The organism is Streptococcus uberis (assembly GCF_900475595.1).
In the GTDB taxonomy this organism is placed as follows: domain Bacteria; phylum Bacillota; class Bacilli; order Lactobacillales; family Streptococcaceae; genus Streptococcus; species Streptococcus uberis.
In genome coordinates, this window is record NZ_LS483397.1 from 861222 (window position 1) to 883183 (window position 21962).

Annotated in this window: 25 protein-coding genes; 17 read left to right on the plus strand and 8 right to left on the minus strand. The window is 35.6% G+C overall.

Translation table 11 applies throughout. The features are described 5' to 3' along the window. Positions 1 to 47: 47 nt before the first annotated feature. From DQM95_RS04620 to radC, 7 genes are all read left to right on the plus strand, one after another. Positions 48 to 1514 (plus strand): glycoside hydrolase family 1 protein, encoded by a 1467-nt coding sequence (locus DQM95_RS04620; protein WP_012658341.1) that lies wholly within the window; start codon positions 48 to 50, stop codon positions 1512 to 1514. A gap of 31 nt (positions 1515 to 1545) precedes the next feature. Continuing rightward, positions 1546 to 2139 (plus strand): histidine phosphatase family protein, encoded by a 594-nt coding sequence (locus tag DQM95_RS04625; protein ID WP_037592234.1) that lies wholly within the window; start codon positions 1546 to 1548, stop codon positions 2137 to 2139. Between the two features lie 13 nt (positions 2140 to 2152). Next, the gene (locus tag DQM95_RS04630; RefSeq protein ID WP_037592233.1) at positions 2153 to 2764 is read left to right on the plus strand and encodes a histidine phosphatase family protein; all 612 of its coding nucleotides are present in this window, start codon (positions 2153 to 2155) and stop codon (positions 2762 to 2764) included. Positions 2765 to 2842: 78 nt separating this feature from the next. Further along, positions 2843 to 3718 carry an AEC family transporter gene (locus tag DQM95_RS04635; RefSeq protein WP_231909967.1) on the plus strand — a complete coding sequence of 292 codons (876 nt, stop codon included), beginning with the start codon at positions 2843 to 2845 and terminating at the stop codon, positions 3716 to 3718. A 31-nt stretch (positions 3719 to 3749) separates the two neighbouring features. After that, positions 3750 to 5180, plus strand: coding sequence for a 6-phospho-beta-glucosidase (locus tag DQM95_RS04640; RefSeq protein ID WP_037592231.1), 1431 nt, complete (start codon positions 3750 to 3752; stop codon positions 5178 to 5180). Between the two features lie 101 nt (positions 5181 to 5281). After that, on the plus strand, positions 5282 to 6406 hold the full coding sequence (locus tag DQM95_RS04645) for an AI-2E family transporter (RefSeq protein ID WP_037592230.1): 1125 nt from the start codon (positions 5282 to 5284) through the stop codon (positions 6404 to 6406). A gap of 43 nt (positions 6407 to 6449) precedes the next feature. Continuing rightward, positions 6450 to 7130, plus strand: coding sequence for a RadC family protein (gene radC / locus DQM95_RS04650; protein WP_037592229.1), 681 nt, complete (start codon positions 6450 to 6452; stop codon positions 7128 to 7130). Here radC and DQM95_RS04655 read toward each other — a convergent pair. The 7 genes from DQM95_RS04655 to DQM95_RS04685 all read right to left on the minus strand — a co-directional run bounded on the left by DQM95_RS04655 (position 7127) and on the right by DQM95_RS04685 (position 12034). Then, complete coding sequence (locus tag DQM95_RS04655) at positions 7127 to 7828, minus strand: gamma-glutamyl-gamma-aminobutyrate hydrolase family protein (protein ID WP_037592228.1); 702 nt, start codon at positions 7826 to 7828, stop codon at positions 7127 to 7129. The genes radC and DQM95_RS04655 overlap by 4 nt on opposite strands. 17 nt (positions 7829 to 7845) lie before the next feature. Next, positions 7846 to 8487: a redox-sensing transcriptional repressor Rex gene (locus DQM95_RS04660; RefSeq protein WP_012658349.1), complete on the minus strand. Its 642-nt coding sequence runs from the start codon at positions 8485 to 8487 to the stop codon at positions 7846 to 7848. Between the two features lie 163 nt (positions 8488 to 8650). Beyond that, positions 8651 to 8869: a DUF4649 family protein gene (locus tag DQM95_RS04665; protein ID WP_012658350.1), complete on the minus strand. Its 219-nt coding sequence runs from the start codon at positions 8867 to 8869 to the stop codon at positions 8651 to 8653. Between the two features lie 29 nt (positions 8870 to 8898). Then, the gene (locus DQM95_RS04670; protein ID WP_037592227.1) at positions 8899 to 9249 is read right to left on the minus strand and encodes a DUF1831 domain-containing protein; all 351 of its coding nucleotides are present in this window, start codon (positions 9247 to 9249) and stop codon (positions 8899 to 8901) included. A gap of 2 nt (positions 9250 to 9251) precedes the next feature. Further along, positions 9252 to 10382 carry a cysteine desulfurase family protein gene (locus DQM95_RS04675; protein WP_037592516.1) on the minus strand — a complete coding sequence of 377 codons (1131 nt, stop codon included), beginning with the start codon at positions 10380 to 10382 and terminating at the stop codon, positions 9252 to 9254. Then, complete coding sequence (locus DQM95_RS04680) at positions 10372 to 11343, minus strand: ribose-phosphate diphosphokinase (protein ID WP_037592226.1); 972 nt, start codon at positions 11341 to 11343, stop codon at positions 10372 to 10374. The genes DQM95_RS04675 and DQM95_RS04680 overlap by 11 nt, the downstream gene beginning before the upstream one ends. Positions 11344 to 11461: 118 nt before the next feature. Further along, the gene (locus DQM95_RS04685; protein WP_037592225.1) at positions 11462 to 12034 is read right to left on the minus strand and encodes a CYTH domain-containing protein; all 573 of its coding nucleotides are present in this window, start codon (positions 12032 to 12034) and stop codon (positions 11462 to 11464) included. A gap of 92 nt (positions 12035 to 12126) precedes the next feature. Between DQM95_RS04685 and DQM95_RS04690 the strand changes: the two genes are divergently transcribed. From DQM95_RS04690 to DQM95_RS04710, 5 genes are all read left to right on the plus strand, one after another. Further along, on the plus strand, positions 12127 to 12798 hold the full coding sequence (locus tag DQM95_RS04690) for a GTP pyrophosphokinase (protein WP_012658355.1): 672 nt from the start codon (positions 12127 to 12129) through the stop codon (positions 12796 to 12798). After that, positions 12773 to 13609 carry an NAD kinase gene (locus tag DQM95_RS04695; protein ID WP_012658356.1) on the plus strand — a complete coding sequence of 279 codons (837 nt, stop codon included), beginning with the start codon at positions 12773 to 12775 and terminating at the stop codon, positions 13607 to 13609. Before DQM95_RS04690 ends, DQM95_RS04695 begins: the two co-directional genes overlap by 26 nt. Beyond that, positions 13606 to 14499, plus strand: a complete 894-nt coding sequence (locus DQM95_RS04700; protein WP_037592224.1) for an RluA family pseudouridine synthase — start codon at positions 13606 to 13608, stop codon at positions 14497 to 14499. The genes DQM95_RS04695 and DQM95_RS04700 overlap by 4 nt, the downstream gene beginning before the upstream one ends. Before the next feature lie 16 nt (positions 14500 to 14515). Further along, on the plus strand, positions 14516 to 15508 hold the full coding sequence (gene pta / locus DQM95_RS04705; RefSeq protein WP_037592223.1) for a phosphate acetyltransferase: 993 nt from the start codon (positions 14516 to 14518) through the stop codon (positions 15506 to 15508). Positions 15509 to 15576: 68 nt separating this feature from the next. After that, positions 15577 to 16332 (plus strand): SDR family NAD(P)-dependent oxidoreductase, encoded by a 756-nt coding sequence (locus tag DQM95_RS04710; RefSeq protein ID WP_037592222.1) that lies wholly within the window; start codon positions 15577 to 15579, stop codon positions 16330 to 16332. 33 nt (positions 16333 to 16365) lie between these two features. On the opposite strand, the gene DQM95_RS04715 is transcribed toward DQM95_RS04710, so the two are convergent. Then, positions 16366 to 17109 (minus strand): hypothetical protein, encoded by a 744-nt coding sequence (locus tag DQM95_RS04715; protein WP_230081952.1) that lies wholly within the window; start codon positions 17107 to 17109, stop codon positions 16366 to 16368. A gap of 89 nt (positions 17110 to 17198) precedes the next feature. On the opposite strand from DQM95_RS04715, the gene DQM95_RS04720 reads away from it, so the two are divergent. The 5 genes from DQM95_RS04720 (at position 17199) to DQM95_RS04740 (ending at position 21863) form a co-directional block, all read left to right on the plus strand. Beyond that, entirely contained in the window at positions 17199 to 18041 is an 843-nt protein-coding gene (locus DQM95_RS04720; protein ID WP_012658361.1) for a Cof-type HAD-IIB family hydrolase, read from the plus strand. Positions 18042 to 18217: 176 nt separating this feature from the next. Further along, on the plus strand, positions 18218 to 19177 hold the full coding sequence (locus DQM95_RS04725) for a zinc-binding alcohol dehydrogenase family protein (RefSeq protein WP_037592221.1): 960 nt from the start codon (positions 18218 to 18220) through the stop codon (positions 19175 to 19177). A 1-nt stretch (position 19178) separates the two neighbouring features. Beyond that, entirely contained in the window at positions 19179 to 19619 is a 441-nt protein-coding gene (locus DQM95_RS04730; protein WP_037592220.1) for a MarR family winged helix-turn-helix transcriptional regulator, read from the plus strand. Continuing rightward, the gene (locus DQM95_RS04735) at positions 19616 to 20344 is read left to right on the plus strand and encodes an ABC transporter ATP-binding protein (RefSeq protein ID WP_037592219.1); all 729 of its coding nucleotides are present in this window, start codon (positions 19616 to 19618) and stop codon (positions 20342 to 20344) included. The genes DQM95_RS04730 and DQM95_RS04735 overlap by 4 nt, the downstream gene beginning before the upstream one ends. Then, on the plus strand, positions 20337 to 21863 hold the full coding sequence (locus tag DQM95_RS04740) for an ABC transporter permease/substrate-binding protein (protein WP_037592218.1): 1527 nt from the start codon (positions 20337 to 20339) through the stop codon (positions 21861 to 21863). The genes DQM95_RS04735 and DQM95_RS04740 overlap by 8 nt, the downstream gene beginning before the upstream one ends. The last annotated feature ends 99 nt before the right edge of the window (positions 21864 to 21962 follow it).

The following is a 21962-nucleotide window of genomic DNA, read 5'->3' on the forward strand; positions in this document are numbered from 1 at the left end:
TTCAGAATATGATAATATTATCATAATAGAAAGAAAGGTAAGATGAAATGACAAAAGTATTTCCAAAAGATTTCCTCTGGGGAGGAGCAACAGCAGCAAATCAATACGAAGGTGCTTGGAATGAAGGTGGACGTGGACCTGCAACTTCTGATACCTCTCGTGCGGTCAACCCTGAAGATCGCAAATCACTAGGAAGTGAATTTTTAACGCCGATGAATCGAGAAAAATTAGACTTTGCCTTAAATGATTCAGATGGGTTATATCCAAAACGTTGGGGATCAGATTTTTACCATCGATACAAAGAAGATATTGCTTTAATGGCTGAAATGGGCTTCAAAACTTTCCGTATGTCAATTGCTTGGTCACGTATTTTCCCTAAAGGGGATGAAATGGAACCAAATGAAGAAGGATTAGCATTTTACGATGCTGTCTTTGATGAATTAAATAAATATGGCATTGAACCATTAGTTACTTTATCACACTACGAATTTCCTATTCATCTGGTGACAGAATATGGAGGATGGAAAAATCGTAAAATCATTGATTTCTTTGTTCATTACGCGGAAACAGTCTTGAAACGTTATAAAGGTAAAGTGAACTATTGGTTAACCTTTAATGAAATTAATATTTTAGGAATGACGGGTTATCTTTCAGGAGGACTTCTTTTTGAAGATGGCAAGTTAAACCTACAAGAAATGTATCAAGCAGTTCACCATCAATTTGTTGCTTCAAGCTTAGCTACAAAAATTGCTCATGAAGTGGATCCTAATAATAAAGTGGGTATGATGTTGGCCCGCATGGAAGCTTATCCAGCAACTTGTCACCCAGATGATATCATGCAATCTATCCATAAAGATCATGAAAATCTTTTCTATTCTGATGTCCAAATTAGAGGGAAGTACCCAAGTTATATGAAACGCTTCTTCAAAGAAAATAATATTGAGCTTGTTTTTGAAGAAGGTGATGAAACTATTTTAAAAGATTATCCAGTTGATTTCATGAGTTTCTCTTATTATATGTCTTCTGTTACGCGTCATCCGAACAATCAAACAGATGGACAAAAAACAGCTGGAAACTTAATTATGGGTGAATCAAACCCTTACTTAGAAGCTTCTGATTGGGGTTGGCAAATCGATCCTATCGGATTAAGAGTTACTTTAAATAAACTTTATGACCGCTATCAAGTACCACTATTTATTGTTGAAAATGGTTTAGGTGCTCTTGATAAACTTGAAGAGGATGGAAGTGTACATGACTCTTACCGCATTGATTATTTGAAAAAACACATTCAACAAATGCATGAAGCCATCGAAGATGGCGTTGACTTAATGGGTTATACCATGTGGGGTTGTATTGATTTAATTTCAGCGTCTACTTCGGAAATGTCAAAACGCTACGGTTTTGTTTATGTTGATGCCGATGACCAAGGTAATGGTAGCTTCAATCGCTATAAGAAAGATTCTTTCTATTGGTTTAAAGAAGTCATTGAAACACAAGGGGCATCCATTCTTTAAATGATTATAGAGATACTGAGGAAGAACTAAGATGAAATGTTTTTTAATGCGACATGGACAAACCTTATTTAATACCCAAGGTAGAGTTCAAGGTGCATGTGATTCACCATTAACAGAGCTTGGAATAGAGCAGGCCCTATTAGCGAAGCGTTATTTTGAAGAGCAGCAGATAACTTTTGATCGTGTCTATTCATCAACACAAGAAAGAGCAACAGACACTGCAAAATTGTTAGCAGATCAGGAAGTGCTTCAACTGAAAGGTTTAAAAGAAATGGATTTTGGCCGCTTTGAAGCTCAACCCGAATATCTATTACCTCATCATAGACCAGGTGCTAATTCTTATGAAGATCAATTGGTTCCCTATGGGGGAGAAGATATTAGAAAGGTTGGTATTCGAGTTCGCAACGCTATTGAATCTGTCTCGAATGAAAACCCTGATTCAACAGTGCTAATGGTCAGTCATGGAGCGGCTATGTGGGGGCTTTGTTTAGAATTAGGCATCAGTTTTCCTCCAGGGGTTCATTTTTCAAACTGCTCCATTTGCGAGTTTGACGTGTTCGACTCAAAATGGCAACTAAAACGGTTAATTCAACCAACGAAAAATTTTGACATTATTGACTTTTAAAAAGGGAACAAACATGCAAAAAACGTTTTATCTCATGCGACATGGACAAACCTTATTTAATGTTCAAGGTCGCATCCAAGGTGCTTGTGATTCCCCCTTAACGGAACTGGGAATTGCACAAGCAAAAGCTGCGCGTGACTACTTCGAACAAGAAGGCATTCGCTTCGATAGCATATATAGTTCAACACAAGAACGCGCCTGTGACACTGCAGAACTAGTGACAGGTAGAAAAGACTATATCCGTTTAAAGGGACTCAAAGAATGGAATTTTGGGAGTTTTGAAGCTCATCAGGAATACCTCAATCCTCCCCTACATAAAGAAGATGGTTCCGGCTATCGTGATTACTTTGTTAGATATGGCGGCGAATCAAATGTTGAGGTTTATCAACGAATGGCCGCTACTATAAAGTCAGTCCTTGATCACGAACCAGAGCATCATAAAAGCTTGTTTGTTAGTCATGGAGGAGCTATTGCACAATTTTACCGCCATGCAACAGTGGATGCACCAGTTCCGAAAAGTCGCATGGCCAATTGTGCTATTTTAAAAATAAACTATGATGGCGAAAAAATGCAAGTAGAGTCTATTTATAATCCAATGGAAAAAGACTTTGTATTTCAACGATAAAAAAGAGAAGGATTTCAAATTAAGATGCAAGCTTTTAACACATTAGCACCAGTATTTTTTATGCTAGTATTAGGATATATGGCTAGACAAAAAGAGTGGGTTGGCACCGAGGCTAAAAATGGAACAAATACAATTATTTTTACCATTCTCTTCCCCATTCTCATTTTTCATCTCATGATGAATGCTGAGATGAAAATGTCCACAGTACCAGTTATTCTATATACTTTAATAGCATTTATATTAGCTGTTTTTACAGGACAGTTGTTAAAAGGGTTTATTGGCCTTGAGCGCTCTCATTTTGCCAAATATCTATTACCAACAGTTGAAGGTGGTAGTGTAGCCTTACCCTTGTATTTATCTATTGTAGGTGTTTCTAGTAACACCGTCATATTTGACATTGCGGGTTCAGTGACAGCTTTTCTGATTTTACCAATTTTGGTTTCAAAAGCTGCCGCAAGCCAAACGAATAAGAGGGACTTGGTTATATCAATCATAAAGCATCCCTTTGTACTCGCTATTGTATTTGGATTACTAGCCAATCAGCTGCAATTGCCTCAACTTATTGCAAAAAGTCCTTTTGCCCCTGCTTATGACGGTATTATATCTAGAGCAACAGCACCTATTGGTGGACTCATTTTATTCATTTTAGGTTATGACTTGAAAATAGATTTGTCAACTATTAAGCCTTTATTAAAATTGCTTCTAGTACGTGTTACTTTTTATATGCTAACGATTTTAGGATTTTTCCTACTTTTTCCACAGTTCATGCGCAATCATGACTTTAAGTTAGCTGTTCTGATTTATTTTATGTGTCCAACAGGGTTTGCCATTCCATCCATTATTTCTCCGGTATTTCAGTCGGAGGAAGATGAAATGTTCTCGGCAACATTTATTTCCCTGTCATTAATTGTGACACTCATTGTTTATACTAATATTGTTATCTTTATGGCTTAATTGGCCAAAATATAAAAAAGGAGAAAATGAAATGTCAACTAAACAATTTCCAAAAGGTTTTTTATGGGGTGGCGCAACAGCTGCCAACCAGCTTGAGGGTGCATACGATGTTGATGGTCGTGGTCTTGCAAATGTGGATTTGTCACCTGTTGGTGAAGCTCGCTTAGAAGTCATTACTGGTCAACGCAAAATGTTTGATTTTGAAGATGACTATTTCTATCCAGCTAAAGAATCAATTGATTTTTACCATCGTTATAAAGAAGATATTGCTCTGTTTGCTGAAATGGGCTTTAAAACTTTCCGCATGTCTATTGCTTGGTCACGTATTTTTCCTAAGGGAGATGAAACTCAACCAAACGAAGCTGGCTTAGCTTTCTATGAAGATGTTTTTAAAGAATGTCATAAATATGGTATTGAACCATTGGTGACCATTACTCACTTTGATATCCCAATGCATTTAGTGACAGAATATGGTGGTTGGAGAAACCGTAAATTAGTTGATTTTTATGCTAATCTTGTTACTGTTCTTTTCAAACGTTATAAAGGGTTGGTTAAATATTGGTTAACCTTTAACGAAATCAACATTTTATTACATGCACCATTTATGGGGGCTGGTATTGTCTTTGAAGAAGGAGAAGACCGCAATCAAGTTCTTTATACTGCAGCTCACCATGAGTTAGTTGCATCAGCTTTGGCCACAAAAATCGGACATGAGATTGACCCTGAAAACAAAATTGGATGTATGTTAGCTGCTGGTAAATTCTACCCACTTTCTCCACGTCCAGAAGATGTTTTTGCAGCAATGGAAAAAGACAGAGAAAACTATTTCTTTATTGACGTCCAATCGCATGGTGAATACCCATCATACGCTCTTAAATTCTTTGAACGTGAAGGCATCTCAATTCCTTTTGAAGAAGGTGATAAAGAACTTCTTAAAGAAAATACTGTTGATTTTGTTTCCTTCTCTTACTATGCAAGTCGTGCAGCACAAGCTCAAAAAGCTGATCAATCAGAAGCTAACTTGCTTGCATCATCAGAAAATCCATACCTTGAAAAAACAGATTGGGGTTGGGCAATTGACCCATTAGGATTCCGTATCACCTTAAACGATATTTATGATCGTTACCGTAAACCACTTTTCGTTGTTGAAAATGGACTAGGGGCAGTTGACGAACCGGATGAAAATGGTTATGTTGCAGATGATTACCGCATTGATTATCTTCGTCAACACATCGAAGCTATGCGCGATGCTGTGACCGAAGATGGTGTTGATCTGTTAGGTTATACAACTTGGGGACCAATTGACTTAGTTTCAGCTGGAACAGGTGAAATGAAAAAACGTTATGGATTTATTTATGTTGACCGTGATAACTACGGAAACGGAAGCTTGAAACGTTCTAAGAAAAAATCATTTGATTGGTATAAGAAAGTCATTGCCTCAAATGGTAGTGATTTAGATTAAAATCACTTTCTGATGGTTTAAGGGAGCTTCAAGCTCCCTTTTTTAATTGGCATCTCTGTTCATTTTTGTCTTTTAGTGTATAATAAATGAAAGGAGTTTTTATGACGTTTGAAAAAAAACATGTATTTTATCTCATCTTATTATTTGTTGCTTGTCTGGCTATTCAAGCTAATTGGGATACAGGGACAGGGATCATCAAAACAATTGTTAAAACAAGTCTTCCATTTCTCTATGGTGCTGCGTTAGCTTATATTGTCAATATTGTGATGTCTGCTTATGAAAAGTTATTGAGTCGCTTTCTTAAAGGTAATCATCTCTTTCACCTTAAAAGAGCTATTTCAATGATTTTGGCTTATTTTACTTTCATAGCCATTTTGTTTTGGATCGTGTCAATTGTCATTCCTGATCTCATTGCAAGCATTAACACAATGATGTCTTTTGATACAAGTTCTATAAAAGAAGTCATTCGTGATTTGAGTCATAATAAAGCTCTGGCACGATTAATCAATTATGTTGGCGGAGATGCACAAGTTACCAAAACAATAAGTAATTATAGTCAACAGCTTTTAAGACAATTCTTATCAGTCTTAACAAATATTTTGACATCAGTTACTTTAATCGCGTCAGCCATTATTAATGTCTTTGTTGCCTTTGTTTTTTCTCTATATGTATTAGGGAATAAAGAGCAACTCTGTCGACAAGGTAACCTTTTGGTGGATACTTATGCAGGCAAATATGCTCAAAGAATCCACTACCTAGTAGAATTATTGCATGATCGTTTTAGAGGATTTTTCGTCAGTCAAACAATTGAGGCTATGATTCTAGGATCTTTAACGGCAGTAGGAATGTTTTTATTTAAGTTACCATTTGCGGCAACTATTGGTGTCTTAGTAGCCTTTACAGCATTATTACCAGTAGTTGGTGCTTATATTGGTGTGACAATTGGATTTGTTTTAATCATGACCCAATCTCTTTCTCAAGCTATTTTCTTCGTTATTTTCCTTATTATACTTCAACAATTTGAAGGAAACCTGATTTATCCAAGAGTAGTGGGGGGATCTATTGGTTTGCCGGCCATGTGGGTATTGATGGCTATTACCATAGGCGCTTCTCTAAGAGGAGTCGTTGGCATGATTATTGCTGTCCCATTGGCAGCGACATGTTATCAAATGATCCGTGATAATATTGAAAAAAAACAAGCGATTCAAAAAAAGCAGATTTCGTAAGAAATTTGCTTTTTTTTCGGATATTAGTTTAGGAGGACAGGATATGTATGCTGTTAAACTAAATAAAGACACACTTTTACCAAGAGAAAAACTTGTTCAATATGGTGTTGAACAACTCAGTCACCAAGAATTATTAGCCATCTTACTGCGGACTGGAAATAAAGAAAAACATGTTATGGAGTTAGCTTCGCATATTTTACATTGTTTGGAGAGTCTAGCAGATTTCGATAAATTATCTCTACAAGAATTACAACGATTACCAGGGATTGGAAAAGTAAAAGCGATAGAATTGAAAGCAATGGTAGAACTATGCCATCGTATCCAAAAAGCAAAATCTTCCCACTCTATTCAGATTTTATCAAGTTACCAAGTGGCTAAACGAATGATGCACGAGTTAGGTGATAAAAAACAAGAACATCTGATTGCTATCTATCTGGACACACAAAATCGTATCATAGAGGAAAAAACTATTTTTATAGGTAGTGTCAGACGTTCCATTGCAGAACCAAGGGAAATCTTACATTTCGCCTGCCGCAATATGGCAACTAGTTTGATTGTTGTTCATAATCATCCGTCAGGTTTGACCATTCCCAGCGAAAATGATGTTGCATTTACTAAAAAAATAAAACGATCATGTGATCACTTGGGCATAAACTGCCTAGATCACATCATCGTTGGAAAAAAACAATATTATAGTTTTCGAGAAAAATCTGACATTTTTTAAGAGGTAAACTCATTAATAAAATAATCAAATAATCTTAAATCTTCTTGACGAGCAGCTTGTAATAATTCAGGATGCCACTGAACCCCAATAAATGGGATTTTAGGATTGGTGCTGACTACGGCTTCAATTGTTTCATCACGAGGATCAAAAGCAATGACTTTCAAATCTTTTGCCAATACTTTGATACTTTGGTGGTGAAAGGAGTTGATAAATGGTTTATCACCGTAGATAGCTTGTAAAAATGATTCAGCTTCAATTGTGATGCTATGGTTCAAAGAATCTGATGGAGCATGTTGCCAATGGTTAGCAATGTTTTGATGTAAAGAACCACCCAAATAAACATTCATTAGCTGCATGCCACGACAAATCCCTAGAACCGGTTTGTTTTGTTTCATGGCTTCCTCAATGATTGCCATTTCAAACAAATCGCGTTCTAACAAAAAATCATCATCATATGCAGCTTTTTCTTCATTATAAAATTGGGGATCAACATTTTGGCCACCTATTATAATGATTTTATCAACTAAAGATACATAGGTTTTCGCAGCCTCTTCATCACCAATTGGAAGCAAAAGTGGTGTGGCTCCAGATTTGATGACTGCCTCTGAAAAGCCTGCAGGTGCGTAAGTCCAAGGAAGATCATCAAGCGCTATGTTCAGTCTTTGATTTGCTGTAATACCAATAATTGGCTTTTTCATATTCGTGTTCAAACTCTTTAATCCTGTGATTGATTCATAAAATAGAGTAGTGTTTGCAATTCACTTGTCAAATCAACGTATTGCACAATAATACCTTTTGGTACTTGGAGATGCACCGGAGAAAAACTAAGAATCCCTCGAATACCAGCTTCAATTAATTGATCAGCTACCTCTTGTGCATGTGTACTTGGTACAGTTAAAATGGCTGTCTCAATATCTGCTTTTTTGACATGGTCATTGATGGTTGAGATTCCGTAAATGGGAATACCATCAGCTGTTTTAGTACCAACCATTGGATGATCATCAACATCAAATCCCATTGAGATTTGCATTTTATTACGGTCATGGAAACGGTAGTGCAAGAGTGCTCGACCAATATTACCACATCCAACTAATAAAACGTTAGTCGTAGAGTGATCATTTAACAAATCTGCAAAAAAGTTCATCAATTTGGTGACGTCATACCCAAAGCCGCGTCGTCCAAGTTCACCAAAATAGGAAAAATCACGACGAACTGTTGCAGAATCAATCCCCATTGCATCTGCGATTTGTTTGGAACTAGCTTTTTCCACTTGATCAGCGTAAAAGCGTTTAAAAATTCGATAGTATAAGGACAGGCGTTTTGCTGTCGCTTTTGGAATAGATTTATCAATAGCCACTTTTTTGCTCCTTTAGGAAATTCCTATTATTATCATGTTACTATTGTAACAAATACTTTGTGAATAATGCAATGATTTGCGTAAAGATATTCATAAATAAGACAAAAATTACAAATTTTAATGAGAAAAGAACCATTTTCACATAAATGGTTCCTATCTGATATTAAAAAAAGGTGTGCTTTTCCTTTAATAAGAAAAAGTATAAATCGCCATAATTTCCTTGATAATCGATTTTTTGACCATTAATGGTTAAGGAAACAATTTTTAGATAATCTGGTGTTGAAATATCGCAAGAATGCTGAGCTCTCTCTAATTCTGAAAAATCAGGAAAGGTGAGCAATTTTTCTTGTTTGCTTTCGTTCAGATAGATAATTTCAATCATAGAAATCCTTCATTTTTCTTTTTTGTAAACTAACTAACAGTATTCTTTATAAAGATATCACGTTCCACAAGACTATCCATTAAGAAATAAAACTTATCTTGCAAAATTTTATGTTCTTCTGATTTAAAAATATTTACCATTCTTAAACCAGATTGATCAGTAATAGCTAACTTAAAGGAAGTTAAGTCCTTGTTGATGGTAATTTTCAATGGAAAGCCTTCGCCTGAATTTGGCACTTTTTCTAAAAGTCTTGTTAACTCATAGTGGCCAATTTTTGTTTCCGAAAAAGTTGTATCTCGTAAAGTATATTTTTTAATCTTTGGGCTGATAGTATAGGAATACTTACAATCGGTTAAATGAATTGTTGTTTCAAATGCCATTTTTATCCTCCGATAATTTTCTTAATGCTATCTGTCACTTGGATGACTTCTTCAGAGCTATTCTGATCAGACAGAGAAATTCTTACAGATTCGTCTAATTGAGTGGCTCCTTGACCGTAGAAAGCCTCTAAAACGTGACTAGGTTCAACGGTCCCTGCAGTACATGCCGAACCAGTGGAAATAGCAATATTGTCAATGTCTAATCTGGTTAAAAGGATGCCGTTTTGATGGTTTGGAAAACCAATATTTAGCACATGTGGTAAGGATGGTTGATTTTTATTAAGATAAAATGGAATACCCTCTAACTGACTCAGTAGTTGACGAGATAACTCCTCAATCTTGTTCCAGTTATTATCCATTTCAGCATATGCATCTTTTAAGGCTCTGACCATTCCAATAATACCAATTAAGTTTTCTGTGCTAGCGCGTCTTTTTTCTTCTTGGTCTCCGCCATGAAGCAGAGCATCAAAGTGATTTGAATGAGAGAAAAGGAAACCTATCCCTTTTGGACCGTGGAATTTATGAGCTGAAGCTGATAAAAAATCAATTCCTAACTCCAATGGATAGATTGGTCTTTTCCCCATCAATTGAACCGCGTCAACATGAAAAGCAGCTGGATGATCCCTTAACAATTCTCCGATTTCAGCAATCGGTAGTAAGTCACCTGTTTCGTTGTTTGCAGCCATAATGCTAACTAGTATGGTATCCTCACGTAATGCTTCCTTTACTTGCTCTGCACTGATATGTCCATTTTTAGGTGTCAAATAAGTGACTTCGAAATGAAAGGTTTTTTCAAGATAAGCCATAGTATGAAGGACAGAATGGTGTTCAATAGCCGTAGTGATAAGGTGTTTTCCCTTGTTTTGATTTGCTAAAGCATAGCCTTTTATAGCGGTGTTATTACTTTCAGTACCACCTGAGGTAAATATAATATCTCTAGCAGGTACTTTCAATAATTGAGCAATATCTTGACGACTTTCCCTCAAAAGTTTGTTGGATTCCCGACCGAAAGCATGAATGCTAGAGGGATTTCCAAAAGTGTCTTTCATAACTGTTGTCATCGCTTCAATAACAGAATCCGTTAGAGGCGTAGTAGCAGCATTATCAAAGTAAATAGAAGCTTTATTTTTCATCTGCATGGAATTCAAATAATGGACTTAATGGTTTTCTCTCATGAATGCGGATAATAGCATCCGCGATTAATTGACTTGCTGAGAGATAATGTAGATTTTGTGGTTTTTTGTTTTCCGTTAGGACAGAGTCTGTAATAATAATTTCTTTGATAGGAGCTGTATCTAAAATATCTGCAGCACCACCTGCAAAGAGTCCGTGACTAGCAACTGCATAAATATCTGTTGCACCGCTTCTGTCCAAAATTTTAGCGGCTTCAGCAAAAGTAATACCAGTGTTCAAGATATCATCTATGATAATCGCTTTTTTACCTTCAACCTCACCAATGATATAACCTTCTTCACGACCGGCTTCATCTTCAGCGTAATCAATAATGGCAATTGGCGAATTTAAAAGTTCAGCAAGAGCTCTAGCACGTTTGATTCCTGAGTTTTTGGGGCTAACAATGACCACATCTTCACCATATAAGCCTTTTTGATGATAGTGAGTAGCAAAAAGTGGAACAGTGAAAAGGTTGTCTACTGGAATATCAAAGAAACCTTGAACTTGAACAGCATGTAGATCAAGCGTAAGAACACGATCAATACCGGCTTTTGTTAACATATTTGCAACTAACTTAGCAGTGATTGGTTCGCGGGATTTTGACACACGATCTTGACGAGAATAACCAAAGTAAGGAAGGACAACGTTTACAGAATTTGCACTCGCACGTTTACATGCATCAATCATGATAAGAAGTTCCCAAAGGTTATCATTCACTGGGAAACTTGTTGATTGGACAATATAGATATCATCACCACGAACAGTTTCTTCAATGTTAATCATTATCTCACCATCTGAAAATTGACGAGAAGTGATTTTTCCTAGTGGAATCCCTGATGCCTCAGAAATTTTTTCCGCGATAGGGAGATTTGAAGTAAGAGAAAACAGTTTGATTTGCTTGTCAGCATATCGTTCAGTCATGATTATTTTTGCTCCTTGCTTAAATGATAGAGTAGAAATTTTGTTGTTTCTACTCATAGGTTATAATAAACACTATTATTTTAACAAAAAAACAGAAAAATTGCATTTTTCTGTCATATTATTTTTGATGAGAAAGTGTTTGGCTAAAGCGAGCCACTTTGCTTTTGGCATATTTAAAAGTAATCTTATTTTTTTCCAAAAAATCATAAAATGCTTTTTCTCCGCTTTCAGCATCCTCAACTTCAAGCTCGAGTTCATAATCTACAATAGTTGCATATTGGTTTAAGTCCAATGCCATTTTACCAATAGCAGTTGTTTCTTCTCTACGAAGTGTAGTGAGTTGTCCAAAATTAATTAAATCATCTGAGTTTATGCCTGTATTTTGAATCACATCAAGGATATCGGACTGAGGAAGTTGGCACGTCTTTAAAATCTCTTTAGCTTCTTCATGGCTTAAAGATAAATTATATTCACGATTTCCAACTTTTTCAGGAACCTTTAAGGTTAGCTCTGCTTGGTGTGGAAGCGTACGAATTCTGAGAGACATTCGATTAGCTTTCAAATCAAACTGTGGTGTGTCAATATAATAATTGGTTTGATTAATGGGATTAACATGGGTCATTTGTCGTAATAATCGTTGATATTCATCTTTCGTTAATAGTGTCTTATATTCAATTTCTAGGTTAGACATGTCACGTTCCTTTTAGATTATTTTATGCTATAATTAGTTGTTATTTCAATTTTATATTAAAGTTCTATGATTGACAAGAAAGGTGTGATAACGTGGCTTTAGATTGGGAAGAATTTTTAGACCCATACATTCAAACCGTTGGTGAATTAAAGATTAAACTCAGAGGCATTCGGAAGCAATTTCGAAAGCAAAATCGTTACTCACCCATTGAATTCGTAACAGGTCGAGTTAAATCTGTTGATAGTATTAAGCAAAAAATGCAGCTTCGCGGTGTCTTAGAGGAAAATATCGCACGCGATATTCAGGACATTGCAGGTCTCCGTATTATGGTTCAGTTTGTCGATGATATTGAAGAAGTTCTAAACCTCTTACGACAACGACAAGATATGACGATTGTTTATGAACGTGATTATATTAGAAATATGAAAGCCAGTGGCTATCGTTCCTATCATGTGATTGTTGAATATCCGGTCGATACCATTGATGGACAAAAACGTGTTTTAGCAGAAATTCAAATTAGGACCTTAGCCATGAATTTTTGGGCAACCATAGAACATTCGCTTAATTATAAATATAAAGGGGAATTTCCGGAAGAAATTAAAAAAAGACTATCTAGAACAGCAAAAATAGCTTTAGAATTGGATGAAGAAATGCGAAAAATTCGTGATGATATTCGTGAAGCTCAGCTCTTATTTGATCCAGGTAGTCGTAGTTATAGTGATGGTTTAGGAAATAGTGATGACACAGATGAATTATACAGATAAGGTAACACGAGTAGCAATTATCGCAAATGGCAACTATCATAGTAAACGTGTTGCTTCCAAATTGTTTGCCATTTTTAAAGACGATCCTGATTTTTATCTTTCCAAAAAGAATCCTGATATTGTTATTACAATAGGTGGAGATGGGATGTTGTTATCAGCATTTCACATGTACGAAGATCAACTGGATACAGTTAAATTTGTAGGGATTCATACAGGGCATTTAGGATTTTATACGGATTATCGTGACTTCGAAATCGATGAATTAGTTGAAAATCTCCGCAATAATAAGGGGGAAAAAGTATCCTACCCTATTTTAAAAGTGGTCATTACGCTAGACAGTGGTCGAGTCATAACTGCGCGTGCCTTAAACGAAGCAACAATTAAACGGATTGAAAAAACAATGGTTGCAGATGTTTATATCAACAAGGTTAAATTTGAGAGTTTCCGAGGGGATGGTATGTCTGTTTCAACCCCTACAGGAAGTACAGCATACAACAAATCACTTGGTGGTGCTATTTTGCATCCGACAATAGAAGCCTTACAATTGACTGAAATTTCAAGTCTGAATAATCTCGTCTTTCGAACAATTGGTTCCTCACTTATTATCCCTAAAAAAGATACCATTGAAATTGTACCGCAACGAACAGGTATTTATACAATATCAGTTGATAATAAAACCTATAACGTCAAGAATGTGGTCAAAGCAGAATACTTTTTAGATTCTAAAAAAATCAATTTTGTATCAACACCTAGTCACACTAGTTTCTGGGAAAGGGTAAAAGATGCTTTTATTGGTGAGATTGAATCATGAGGTTTGATTTTATTGCGGATAAAAGGTCCAAAGTGAAAACGCTTCTAAAAAGTCATGATGTTTCTAAAGGCTTATTAGCAAAAGTTAAATATAAGGGTGGCAATATTCTGGTTAATGGACAAGAACAAAATGCCATTTATTTAGTTGATGTTGGTGATGTTGTAACCATACACATACCTGATGAACTTCCTTTTGAAAAATTAGAAGCAGTACCCCATCCTTTGGATATTGTTTATGAAGATGATCATTTTTTAGTATTGAATAAACCAGTTGGCTATGCCAGTATTCCAAGCGCTATCCATTCAAACACGATTGCTAATTTTATAAAAGCTTACTATTTTGAGCAAAATTATCCCAACAAACAAGTGCATATCGTTACACGATTGGACAGGGACACGAGCGGTTTAATGCTATTTGCTAAGCATGGTTATGCCCATGCAAGATTAGATAAACAGCTTCAAAAAAGGTCCATAGAAAAACGGTATTTTGCTTTGGTTTCAGGAAATGGACAATTGCCTGATTTTGGGGAAATTGTAGAGCCGATTGGCCGTTCTAAGGATAGTATCATCACTCGCACAGTTGATCCAATGGGAAAATATGCTAAAACGACATATGAAGTTGTTGCACGTTTTGCTGAAAATGTTCATTTGGTAGATATCAAATTACATACCGGAAGAACACACCAAATTAGAGTTCATTTTTCACATATTGGTTTTCCACTTTTGGGAGATGACCTTTATGGTGGTAGAATGGATTTAGGAATTGAACGTCAAGCCTTGCATTGCCATTTTTTGAGTTTCTATAATCCGTTTACAGAAAATGAAAGTATTCATACAATAAATTTGACAGAAGACTTTGAGAACGTTATCATAGATTTACAGAAAAAATAAATTGAGGGGTTAAATAATGAGTATTAGAAGTTTATTTGGTAGTTTGAAAGAAAAAGTTGTCGGTAAAAATGTTAAAATCGTTTTTCCTGAAGGCAATGATGAACGTGTTGTTCGAGCTGCTGCACGTTTAAAATTTGAAGGCTTAGTTGAGCCTATCATTTTAGGAAAAGCAGAGGACATTCGAGCTTTATTGACTAAATTAGGCTTTGCTGATCAAGATTACCAAATTATTAATCCAGAAGATTATGCTGATTTTGAAAAAATGAAAGCAGAATTTGTTGAGATTCGTAAAGGAAAAGCAACGATTGAAGATGCTGATAAACTCTTAAGAGATGTCAACTATTTTGGTGTAATGCTTGTTAAAATGGGCTTGGCTGATGGTATGGTTTCAGGTGCCATTCATTCAACAGCTGATACAGTTCGTCCAGCTCTACAAATTATTAAAACAAAACCAGGTATTTCTCGCACATCAGGCGTATTCTTGATGAACCGCGAAAACACAAATGAACGTTATATTTTTGCAGACTGTGCCATTAATATTGATCCAAATGCACAAGAATTAGCTGAAATTGCTGTCAATACAGCTGAAACAGCTGCAATTTTTGATATTGATCCAAAAATTGCAATGTTAAGTTTCTCTACAAAAGGATCAGGAAAAGCTCCACAAGTTGATAAGGTTGCAGAGGCAACACAAATCGCTAAGAGTTTAAATCCTCAAATAGCTTTGGATGGTGAATTACAATTTGATGCTGCATTTGTTCCAGAAACAGCAGCAATCAAAGCACCAGATTCAGACGTTGCAGGTAAAGCTAATACCTTTATTTTCCCTGATTTACAATCTGGAAATATTGGTTATAAAATTGCTCAACGTTTAGGGATGTTTGATGCTATTGGTCCAATTCTTCAAGGCTTAAACAAACCTGTTAATGACCTATCACGTGGATCAAGTGCAGAAGATATTTATAAATTAGGTATTATTACAGCTGCTCAAGCTATCGAAGCTAAATAGACTTTAGAAAGAGTGAAATCTTGTTTTGAAACAAGGTTTTACTCTTTCTTTTTAGAAGGAGTAGGAAGATGAAGAAAATTGCTTTAGTGACAGGAGCTTCTGCTGGATTTGGTTTATCCATTGTTACGGAATTGGTTAAGGAAGGGTATCGTGTTATCGGTGCAGCTCGTCGTATGTCAATTTTGAAATCATTGGAAGAACAATTTGGTAGTTCACATTTTTTCCCATTAGAGATGGACGTGTCTAAGACTAATAGTATCGATGAAGCATTGGCTAAACTTCCAAAAGAATGGCAGGAAATTGACGTTCTGATTAACAATGCAGGCTTAGCCCTAGGTTTGGACAAAGCCTTTGAGGCTGATTTTTCCAATTGGATGACGATGATTAACACTAATATTGTTGGTTTAACCTATCTTACTCAAAAAATCCTTCCTCAAATGGTTGAACGAAATTCTGGGACGATTATTAATTTAGGGTCAACTGCGGGAACCATTCCTTATCCTGGTGGGAATATTTACGGAGCAACAAAAGCTTTTGTTAAACAATTCTCTTTAAATCTTAGAGCTGATTTAGCTGGAAGCAAAATTAGAGTTTCTAACATTGAACCTGGTCTCTGTGAAGGGACTGAATTCTCATCAGTTCGATTTAATGGGGATGAAGAAAGAGTAAAGAACCTTTATGAAGGTGCTCATGCTATTCAGCCAATTGATATTGCTAAAACGGTATCTTGGATTCTGAGTCAACCAGAACATGTCAATATTAATCGTATTGAAATCATGCCAGTATCACAAAGTTATGGGCCACAACCTGTTTTTCGAGATTAATAAAAGAAGTAGGATTATCTCCTACTTCTTTTATTAATCATTTGAAATGGATGGACCTGAAGTGACGTCTGACCAACCGACAATGGCTTGTGCTGTCTCTTCTAAATATTGAGCAAGAATTGGCTTCAAATCTTGAACCATGTCAAAACTACCTAAGTATTGTCCTTCTTGATTTCTGAGTGCAAAATAGGACTGAAAATAAATATGGTCTAAAGATGCAGATGGTAGCAAGAAATGTTTTTCAGATAAATTCTTTTGATTTTGAAATTGGCTTAATATCCAAGCTTCCAAAGTGCTTTCTTGATCTGGAAAAAAGCTTCCGTTAAATTGTTGATTATGCCAAATAAAATCCCCATTTTGATGGGCAAGTCGCATTTGGTAGGGAAACTGATTTAAAAGAGCATCGTTTAATTGCTGAAAAAATTGAATCAAGTGTCTACTTAAATCTAAGCTGCTCTGCCCATTTTCAAAAGTACTTGGACTAATATAAAATGACAGGTCATCACCTGTCTCCTGTTCTGAAAAAAGCAAGAGTGGACAGCTGACTTCTAGTGATGAAAAAGAGAAGACACCAGAATAATTGTTGATATCATAACTTTCCTTCTGGTCAATAATATCCATTAAGAAAAGATCATGGAAAGTTTCTTTAAGCTTTTCAAAAGCGAATTTTTGAAAGAGATGGTCAGCATCAAAAAGTGCTAAAATAGGAAATCTTTTTATCATAAGATAATGATAACGATTTTGAGGGAAAATAGCAATTAATGGAACTAAGGTCATAGGAAAGTATCAGTAAATCACAACAAAAGCCTAGAAAAGCTAGTTTAAAGAATTATATAATAAAACTATCAATAATATGAGGTGATGAAATGACGCAAAAAGTTATTTTTTTAGATGTTGACGGAACACTTGTTGATTATGACAATGTCATTCCAGAATCAGCAATTAAAGCCATAAAAAAAGCTCGTGAAAATGGACACCTAGTTTATGTATGTACTGGTCGAAGCAGAGCTGAAATGCCAGAAATGATTTGGAATATTGGTTTAGATGGAATGATTGGTGGGAATGGTTCTTATGTAGAACATCATAATGAAGTCATTATGCATCAGTTGATTTCAAAAGAAGACAGTAAACACATTGTTGATTGGCTTCATGAACGAGGACTTGAGTTTTATTTAGAATCTAATAATGGTCTTTTTGCCAGTGAAAATTTTAAAGAAGCTGCAAGACCAGTTTTAAAAACCTATGCAATGAGAAAAGGGAAAACTGAGGAAGAAGTCAAGGATCAAGAAGCTGAAGATGCCTTGCATGGACTGGTTTATGGTGGAAATTTATATCGAGACGATCTAAACAAAGTATCCTTTATCTTAAATTCTTATCAGGATCATCTTGACTCTGTTGAGGAATTCCCAAATTTGGAAGCCCACACGTGGGGTGGCCGAGGAGAAACGGCCTTATTTGGAGATTTGGGAGTGAAAGACATTAATAAAGCTCATGCTGTAGATGTTCTGATTAATCATTTAGGTCTAAATCAAAAAGATACAATTGCTTTTGGTGATGCTAAAATTGATATTCCTATGCTGGACTATTGTGCCATAGGTGTTGCTATGGGAAACGGTGGCCCGGAAATTTTAGCGATGGCTGATATGATAACAGACGATGTTGCTGAAGATGGTCTGTATAATGCCTTTGCAAAGCTAAACTTAATCTAAAAAAGTTGACTAAGATATGCCTTATCTCCTTTGGAGGTAATTGGTTAATCTTGGTCAACTTTTTTACAGTTTAAATAGTAAAAATATTTGACTATATCGATTGTTTAGGTTATGATTAGTAAAAATATTTGACCATTAATGGTTATTGTCGATTGATAATTAAAGTGAGGCAACAAATGAAAGCTATTCAAGTCAAAAATGCTGGCGGTCCAGAAGTTTTAAATCTTGTCTATCTTCCAAAACCTAAAATTAAGACGGGTTGGACTTTGGTAAAGGTTAAAGGATTCGGAATTAATCGTTCAGAAATTTTTACAAGACGAGGCTATTCGCCAAGTGTTGTCTTTCCTAGGGTTTTAGGAATTGAGTGTGTTGGTATTGTTGAAGAAACGTCAGATACCCAAAAATTCCAAGTTGGCCAAAAAGTGATTTCAATCATGGGTGAAATGGGCAGGGATTATGATGGGTCTTATGCTGAGTATGTTTTAGTTCCAAATAATTCACTCTATGCCATAGATTCTAATTTATCTTGGCAGTTATTAGCCGCACTCCCTGAAACCTTTTACACAGCTTATGGTTCCTTGAAACAATTGAGGATTAGCCAAAATGATACCGTACTGGTACGAGCTGGATCATCAGGAGTAGGAATTGCTTTTCTTTGTTTAATGAAAGCACTATTCCCTGAAGTTCCGGTTTATGCAAGCGTTCGAAATGAAAAGAAATGCGAAGAGTTGAAAAGACTTGGTTTTAAAGATGTATTTATTGAAAAAAATGGTAAAGTGATGACACATTTGACATTTTCAAAAATGCTAGATCTCGTTGGACCAAAAACAATAAGTGATAGTATTCTATTAATGACTACAGGTGGTATAGTCTGTTCAAGTGGTCAACTGGGTGGTCAATGGTTTTTAAGAGATTTTGACCCCATTGATGCTTTAAAGAACAACATATATTTAACCACATTCTACTCAGGAAATGTGAATCAAGCTTCAATTCAAGAGTTATTTACAATAATCTCTAAAAATAATGTTCACATACCGGAACCAAAAGTGTTTAAACTTGAAGAAATACAGGATGCACATTATTATTTAGAAAATGGGGAGTCAATTGGGAAAGCAATTGTTTTGTTAGGAGAATAGAATGGAAACTGTTAAAATAGAATCTAAAAAAATTGTTAGAATTTTAGATCAACAAAAAAGTATTTATGAGAACTACGCCAAAGAGAATGGTTTGCAAGGTAGAAGCTTACAATTACTTCTTTGGATATACTATAATCAAAAGGGTGTATCACAAAGCTATTTGGTAGAGAAAACCCTTCTGTCTAAGCAAGTTGTTAATGCAACTATTCAAGTATGGCAAAAAAAGGGCTATATTGAACTGGTTTCAACTGAAAATGATAAACGACAAAAGCTAGTGAAATTAACAGAAAAAGGAAATCAAATTTCAAAAAAAATTCTAGATCCTTTAGAGACAGTTGAGGTTAGAGCTTTATCAACACTTAGTAATGAAGAAAGACAGCTTTTCCAAACACTATTCAGTAAATATACTCAAGCCCTAAAAAAGGAAATGGAGGCCTTATGATTCGATTTGATAATGTGTCAAAGTCTTTTGGAAAAAGTCTGGTTCTAAAAGAGCAAAGTTTTCATATCAAAGATAGGGAATTTTTTGTCCTAGTTGGTTCAAGTGGTTCCGGTAAAACGACTTTGTTAAAAATGATTAATCATCTGGTTGAACCAAGTTCTGGTGAGATTTTTCTAAATGGTAAAGCACAGAAAGAAATGCATTTAAGGGATATGCGTCTGCAAATTGGCTATGTTTTACAACAAATTGCCTTATTTCCCAATCTAACCGTAGCAGAAAATATTGCCATCATTCCCAAAATGAAAAATTGGTCGAAAGATGAGATTGAGCAAAGAACAAATGATTTATTAAATAGAGTTGGTCTGGATGCTGAAAAATATAGCCATCGTTATCCTAGAGATCTTTCAGGTGGGGAACAACAACGTGTTGGAATTGTCCGTGCTATCATTTCTCATCCTAAAATATTATTAATGGATGAACCTTTTTCGGCATTAGACCCAATTTCCAAAAAGCAACTACAAGATCTTATGATCGAATTGCATCATGATTTTGATATGACCATTGTTTTTGTTACACATGACCTTAAAGAAGCCATTAAATTAGGTGATCGTGTAGCCATATTAGACCAGGGTGAGATTATTCAAATCGATAGTCCAGAAGTCATTATGGCAAATCCTGCCAATGATTTTGTAGCGAATCTATTTGGAGGTGAAGGATATGAATGAATTGCTTTTGACCTTTGAAGACCGTTTTTCGGAATGGCTAAAGGCACTTGGTGAACACCTTCAAATCTCATTACTCTCTCTCTTGATTGCTATATTAATAGGAATTCCTCTGGCAAGCCTACTCACTAAAAGTAAACGTTGGTCTGATTTTGTTCTCCAATTAACGGGTGTTTTTCAAACCATACCATCATTAGCTCTTTTGGGATTATTTATTCCTTTGATGGGAATTGGAACGATACCAGCAGTTAGTGCCTTGGTGATATATGCTGTATTTCCTATCATTCAAAACACGATTACAGGCTTGAATGGTATTGAGCCTAGTTTAGTGGAAGCAGGAACTGCATTTGGTATGTCAAAATGGGAACGACTTAAGACATTTGAAATTCCTATCGCTATGCCTGTTATCATGTCAGGCGTCAGAACGTCTGCTGTCATGATTATTGGGACGGCAACTTTAGCTTCTTTAATTGGTGCAGGTGGTTTAGGGACATTCATACTGCTTGGTATTGACCGAAATAATACCTCATTGATTCTGATTGGTGCCATCTCGTCAGCTCTGTTAGCTATCTTGTTTAATAGCATTTTGCAATACCTGGAAAAGGCTTCTTTAAGGAAAATATTACTTGCTTTTTCACTGATTGTCATTGCTCTTCTAGCATCTTACAGTCCAAAAATCTTTTCAAGATTCCATAAAGAAAAAGAAAGGATTGTCATTGCTGGTAAGTTAGGGGCAGAACCTGATATTTTAATTAATCTTTACAAAGAAATGATTGAAAACCATACTGATTTACAGGTTGAGGTTAAATCAAATTTTGGTAAAACAACCTTCTTATATCAGGCCTTGAAATCTGGTGATATTGATATATATCCTGAGTTTACGGGGACCATTACCTCAAGTCTCTTAGAGGAGAAACCAAGTCTTTCAAATGATCCAAAAAAGGTTTATGAAGATGCTCGAGATGGTATCGCTAAACAAGACCAATTGGTTTTATTAAAGCCTTTTGCCTATCAAAACACATATGCTATTGCTGTTCCGGAAAGCTTAGCGCAGGAGAAGAAGTGGCGGAAGATATCTGACTTGCTTCCTTACCAGAATCAGATTAAAGCAGGTTTCACTTTAGAGTTTAAAGACCGACCAGATGGCAATAAAGGTTTGCAAGAAACATATGGTTTGCAGTTGCAGGTTTCAACCATGGAGCCAGCATTACGTTATCAAGCCATTGCTTCCAATGATATTCAGGTTACAGATGCCTATTCTACAGATGCAGAACTCCGTAAGTATCATTTAAAAGTACTTGAAGATGATAAACACCTTTTTCCTCCATACCAGGGTGCGCCATTACTGAAAAGAAGTTTACTCAAAAAACATCCTGAATTAAAGACAATTTTAAATCGATTATCTGGAAAAATTTCAGAAACCGAAATGCAAAATATGAATTATAAAGTTTCTGTCCAAGGTCAATCGGCTAATCAAGTTGCTAAAGATTATTTAATCAAGGAAAAGTTAATCAAACCCTAAAAGCTGACTACGGTCAGTTTTTTTAAAATCCTATAATAGTATCATGAATACCTTTTATATTATTAGTTTTTTTAGAAAAAGAAAGATATAATATAAGTA

Bases quoted from the DNA above. Each gene is read 5' to 3' on its own strand.
- DQM95_RS04675 (WP_037592516.1), bottom strand. From the start codon at position 10,382: ATGAAAAATAAAGCTTCTATTTACTTTGATAATGCTGCTACTACGCCT.
- pta (WP_037592223.1), top strand. From the start codon at position 14,516: ATGAGTATTAGAAGTTTATTTGGTAGTTTGAAAGAAAAAGTTGTCGGT.
- DQM95_RS04695 (WP_012658356.1), top strand. From the start codon at position 12,773: ATGACACAGATGAATTATACAGATAAGGTAACACGAGTAGCAATTATC.
- DQM95_RS04665 (WP_012658350.1), bottom strand. From the start codon at position 8,869: ATGATTGAAATTATCTATCTGAACGAAAGCAAACAAGAAAAATTGCTC.
- DQM95_RS04700 (WP_037592224.1), top strand. From the start codon at position 13,606: ATGAGGTTTGATTTTATTGCGGATAAAAGGTCCAAAGTGAAAACGCTT.
- DQM95_RS04645 (WP_037592230.1), top strand. From the start codon at position 5,282: ATGACGTTTGAAAAAAAACATGTATTTTATCTCATCTTATTATTTGTT.
- DQM95_RS04635 (WP_231909967.1), top strand. From the start codon at position 2,843: ATGGCTAGACAAAAAGAGTGGGTTGGCACCGAGGCTAAAAATGGAACA.
- DQM95_RS04640 (WP_037592231.1), top strand. From the start codon at position 3,750: ATGTCAACTAAACAATTTCCAAAAGGTTTTTTATGGGGTGGCGCAACA.
- DQM95_RS04725 (WP_037592221.1), top strand. From the start codon at position 18,218: ATGAAAGCTATTCAAGTCAAAAATGCTGGCGGTCCAGAAGTTTTAAAT.
- DQM95_RS04685 (WP_037592225.1), bottom strand. From the start codon at position 12,034: ATGTCTAACCTAGAAATTGAATATAAGACACTATTAACGAAAGATGAA.
- DQM95_RS04620 (WP_012658341.1), top strand. From the start codon at position 48: ATGACAAAAGTATTTCCAAAAGATTTCCTCTGGGGAGGAGCAACAGCA.
- DQM95_RS04670 (WP_037592227.1), bottom strand. From the start codon at position 9,249: ATGGCATTTGAAACAACAATTCATTTAACCGATTGTAAGTATTCCTAT.
- DQM95_RS04710 (WP_037592222.1), top strand. From the start codon at position 15,577: ATGAAGAAAATTGCTTTAGTGACAGGAGCTTCTGCTGGATTTGGTTTA.
- radC (WP_037592229.1), top strand. From the start codon at position 6,450: ATGTATGCTGTTAAACTAAATAAAGACACACTTTTACCAAGAGAAAAA.
- DQM95_RS04740 (WP_037592218.1), top strand. From the start codon at position 20,337: ATGAATGAATTGCTTTTGACCTTTGAAGACCGTTTTTCGGAATGGCTA.
- DQM95_RS04715 (WP_230081952.1), bottom strand. From the start codon at position 17,109: ATGACCTTAGTTCCATTAATTGCTATTTTCCCTCAAAATCGTTATCAT.
- DQM95_RS04735 (WP_037592219.1), top strand. From the start codon at position 19,616: ATGATTCGATTTGATAATGTGTCAAAGTCTTTTGGAAAAAGTCTGGTT.
- DQM95_RS04720 (WP_012658361.1), top strand. From the start codon at position 17,199: ATGACGCAAAAAGTTATTTTTTTAGATGTTGACGGAACACTTGTTGAT.
- DQM95_RS04680 (WP_037592226.1), bottom strand. From the start codon at position 11,343: ATGACTGAACGATATGCTGACAAGCAAATCAAACTGTTTTCTCTTACT.
- DQM95_RS04655 (WP_037592228.1), bottom strand. From the start codon at position 7,828: ATGAAAAAGCCAATTATTGGTATTACAGCAAATCAAAGACTGAACATA.
- DQM95_RS04730 (WP_037592220.1), top strand. From the start codon at position 19,179: ATGGAAACTGTTAAAATAGAATCTAAAAAAATTGTTAGAATTTTAGAT.
- DQM95_RS04630 (WP_037592233.1), top strand. From the start codon at position 2,153: ATGCAAAAAACGTTTTATCTCATGCGACATGGACAAACCTTATTTAAT.
- DQM95_RS04625 (WP_037592234.1), top strand. From the start codon at position 1,546: ATGAAATGTTTTTTAATGCGACATGGACAAACCTTATTTAATACCCAA.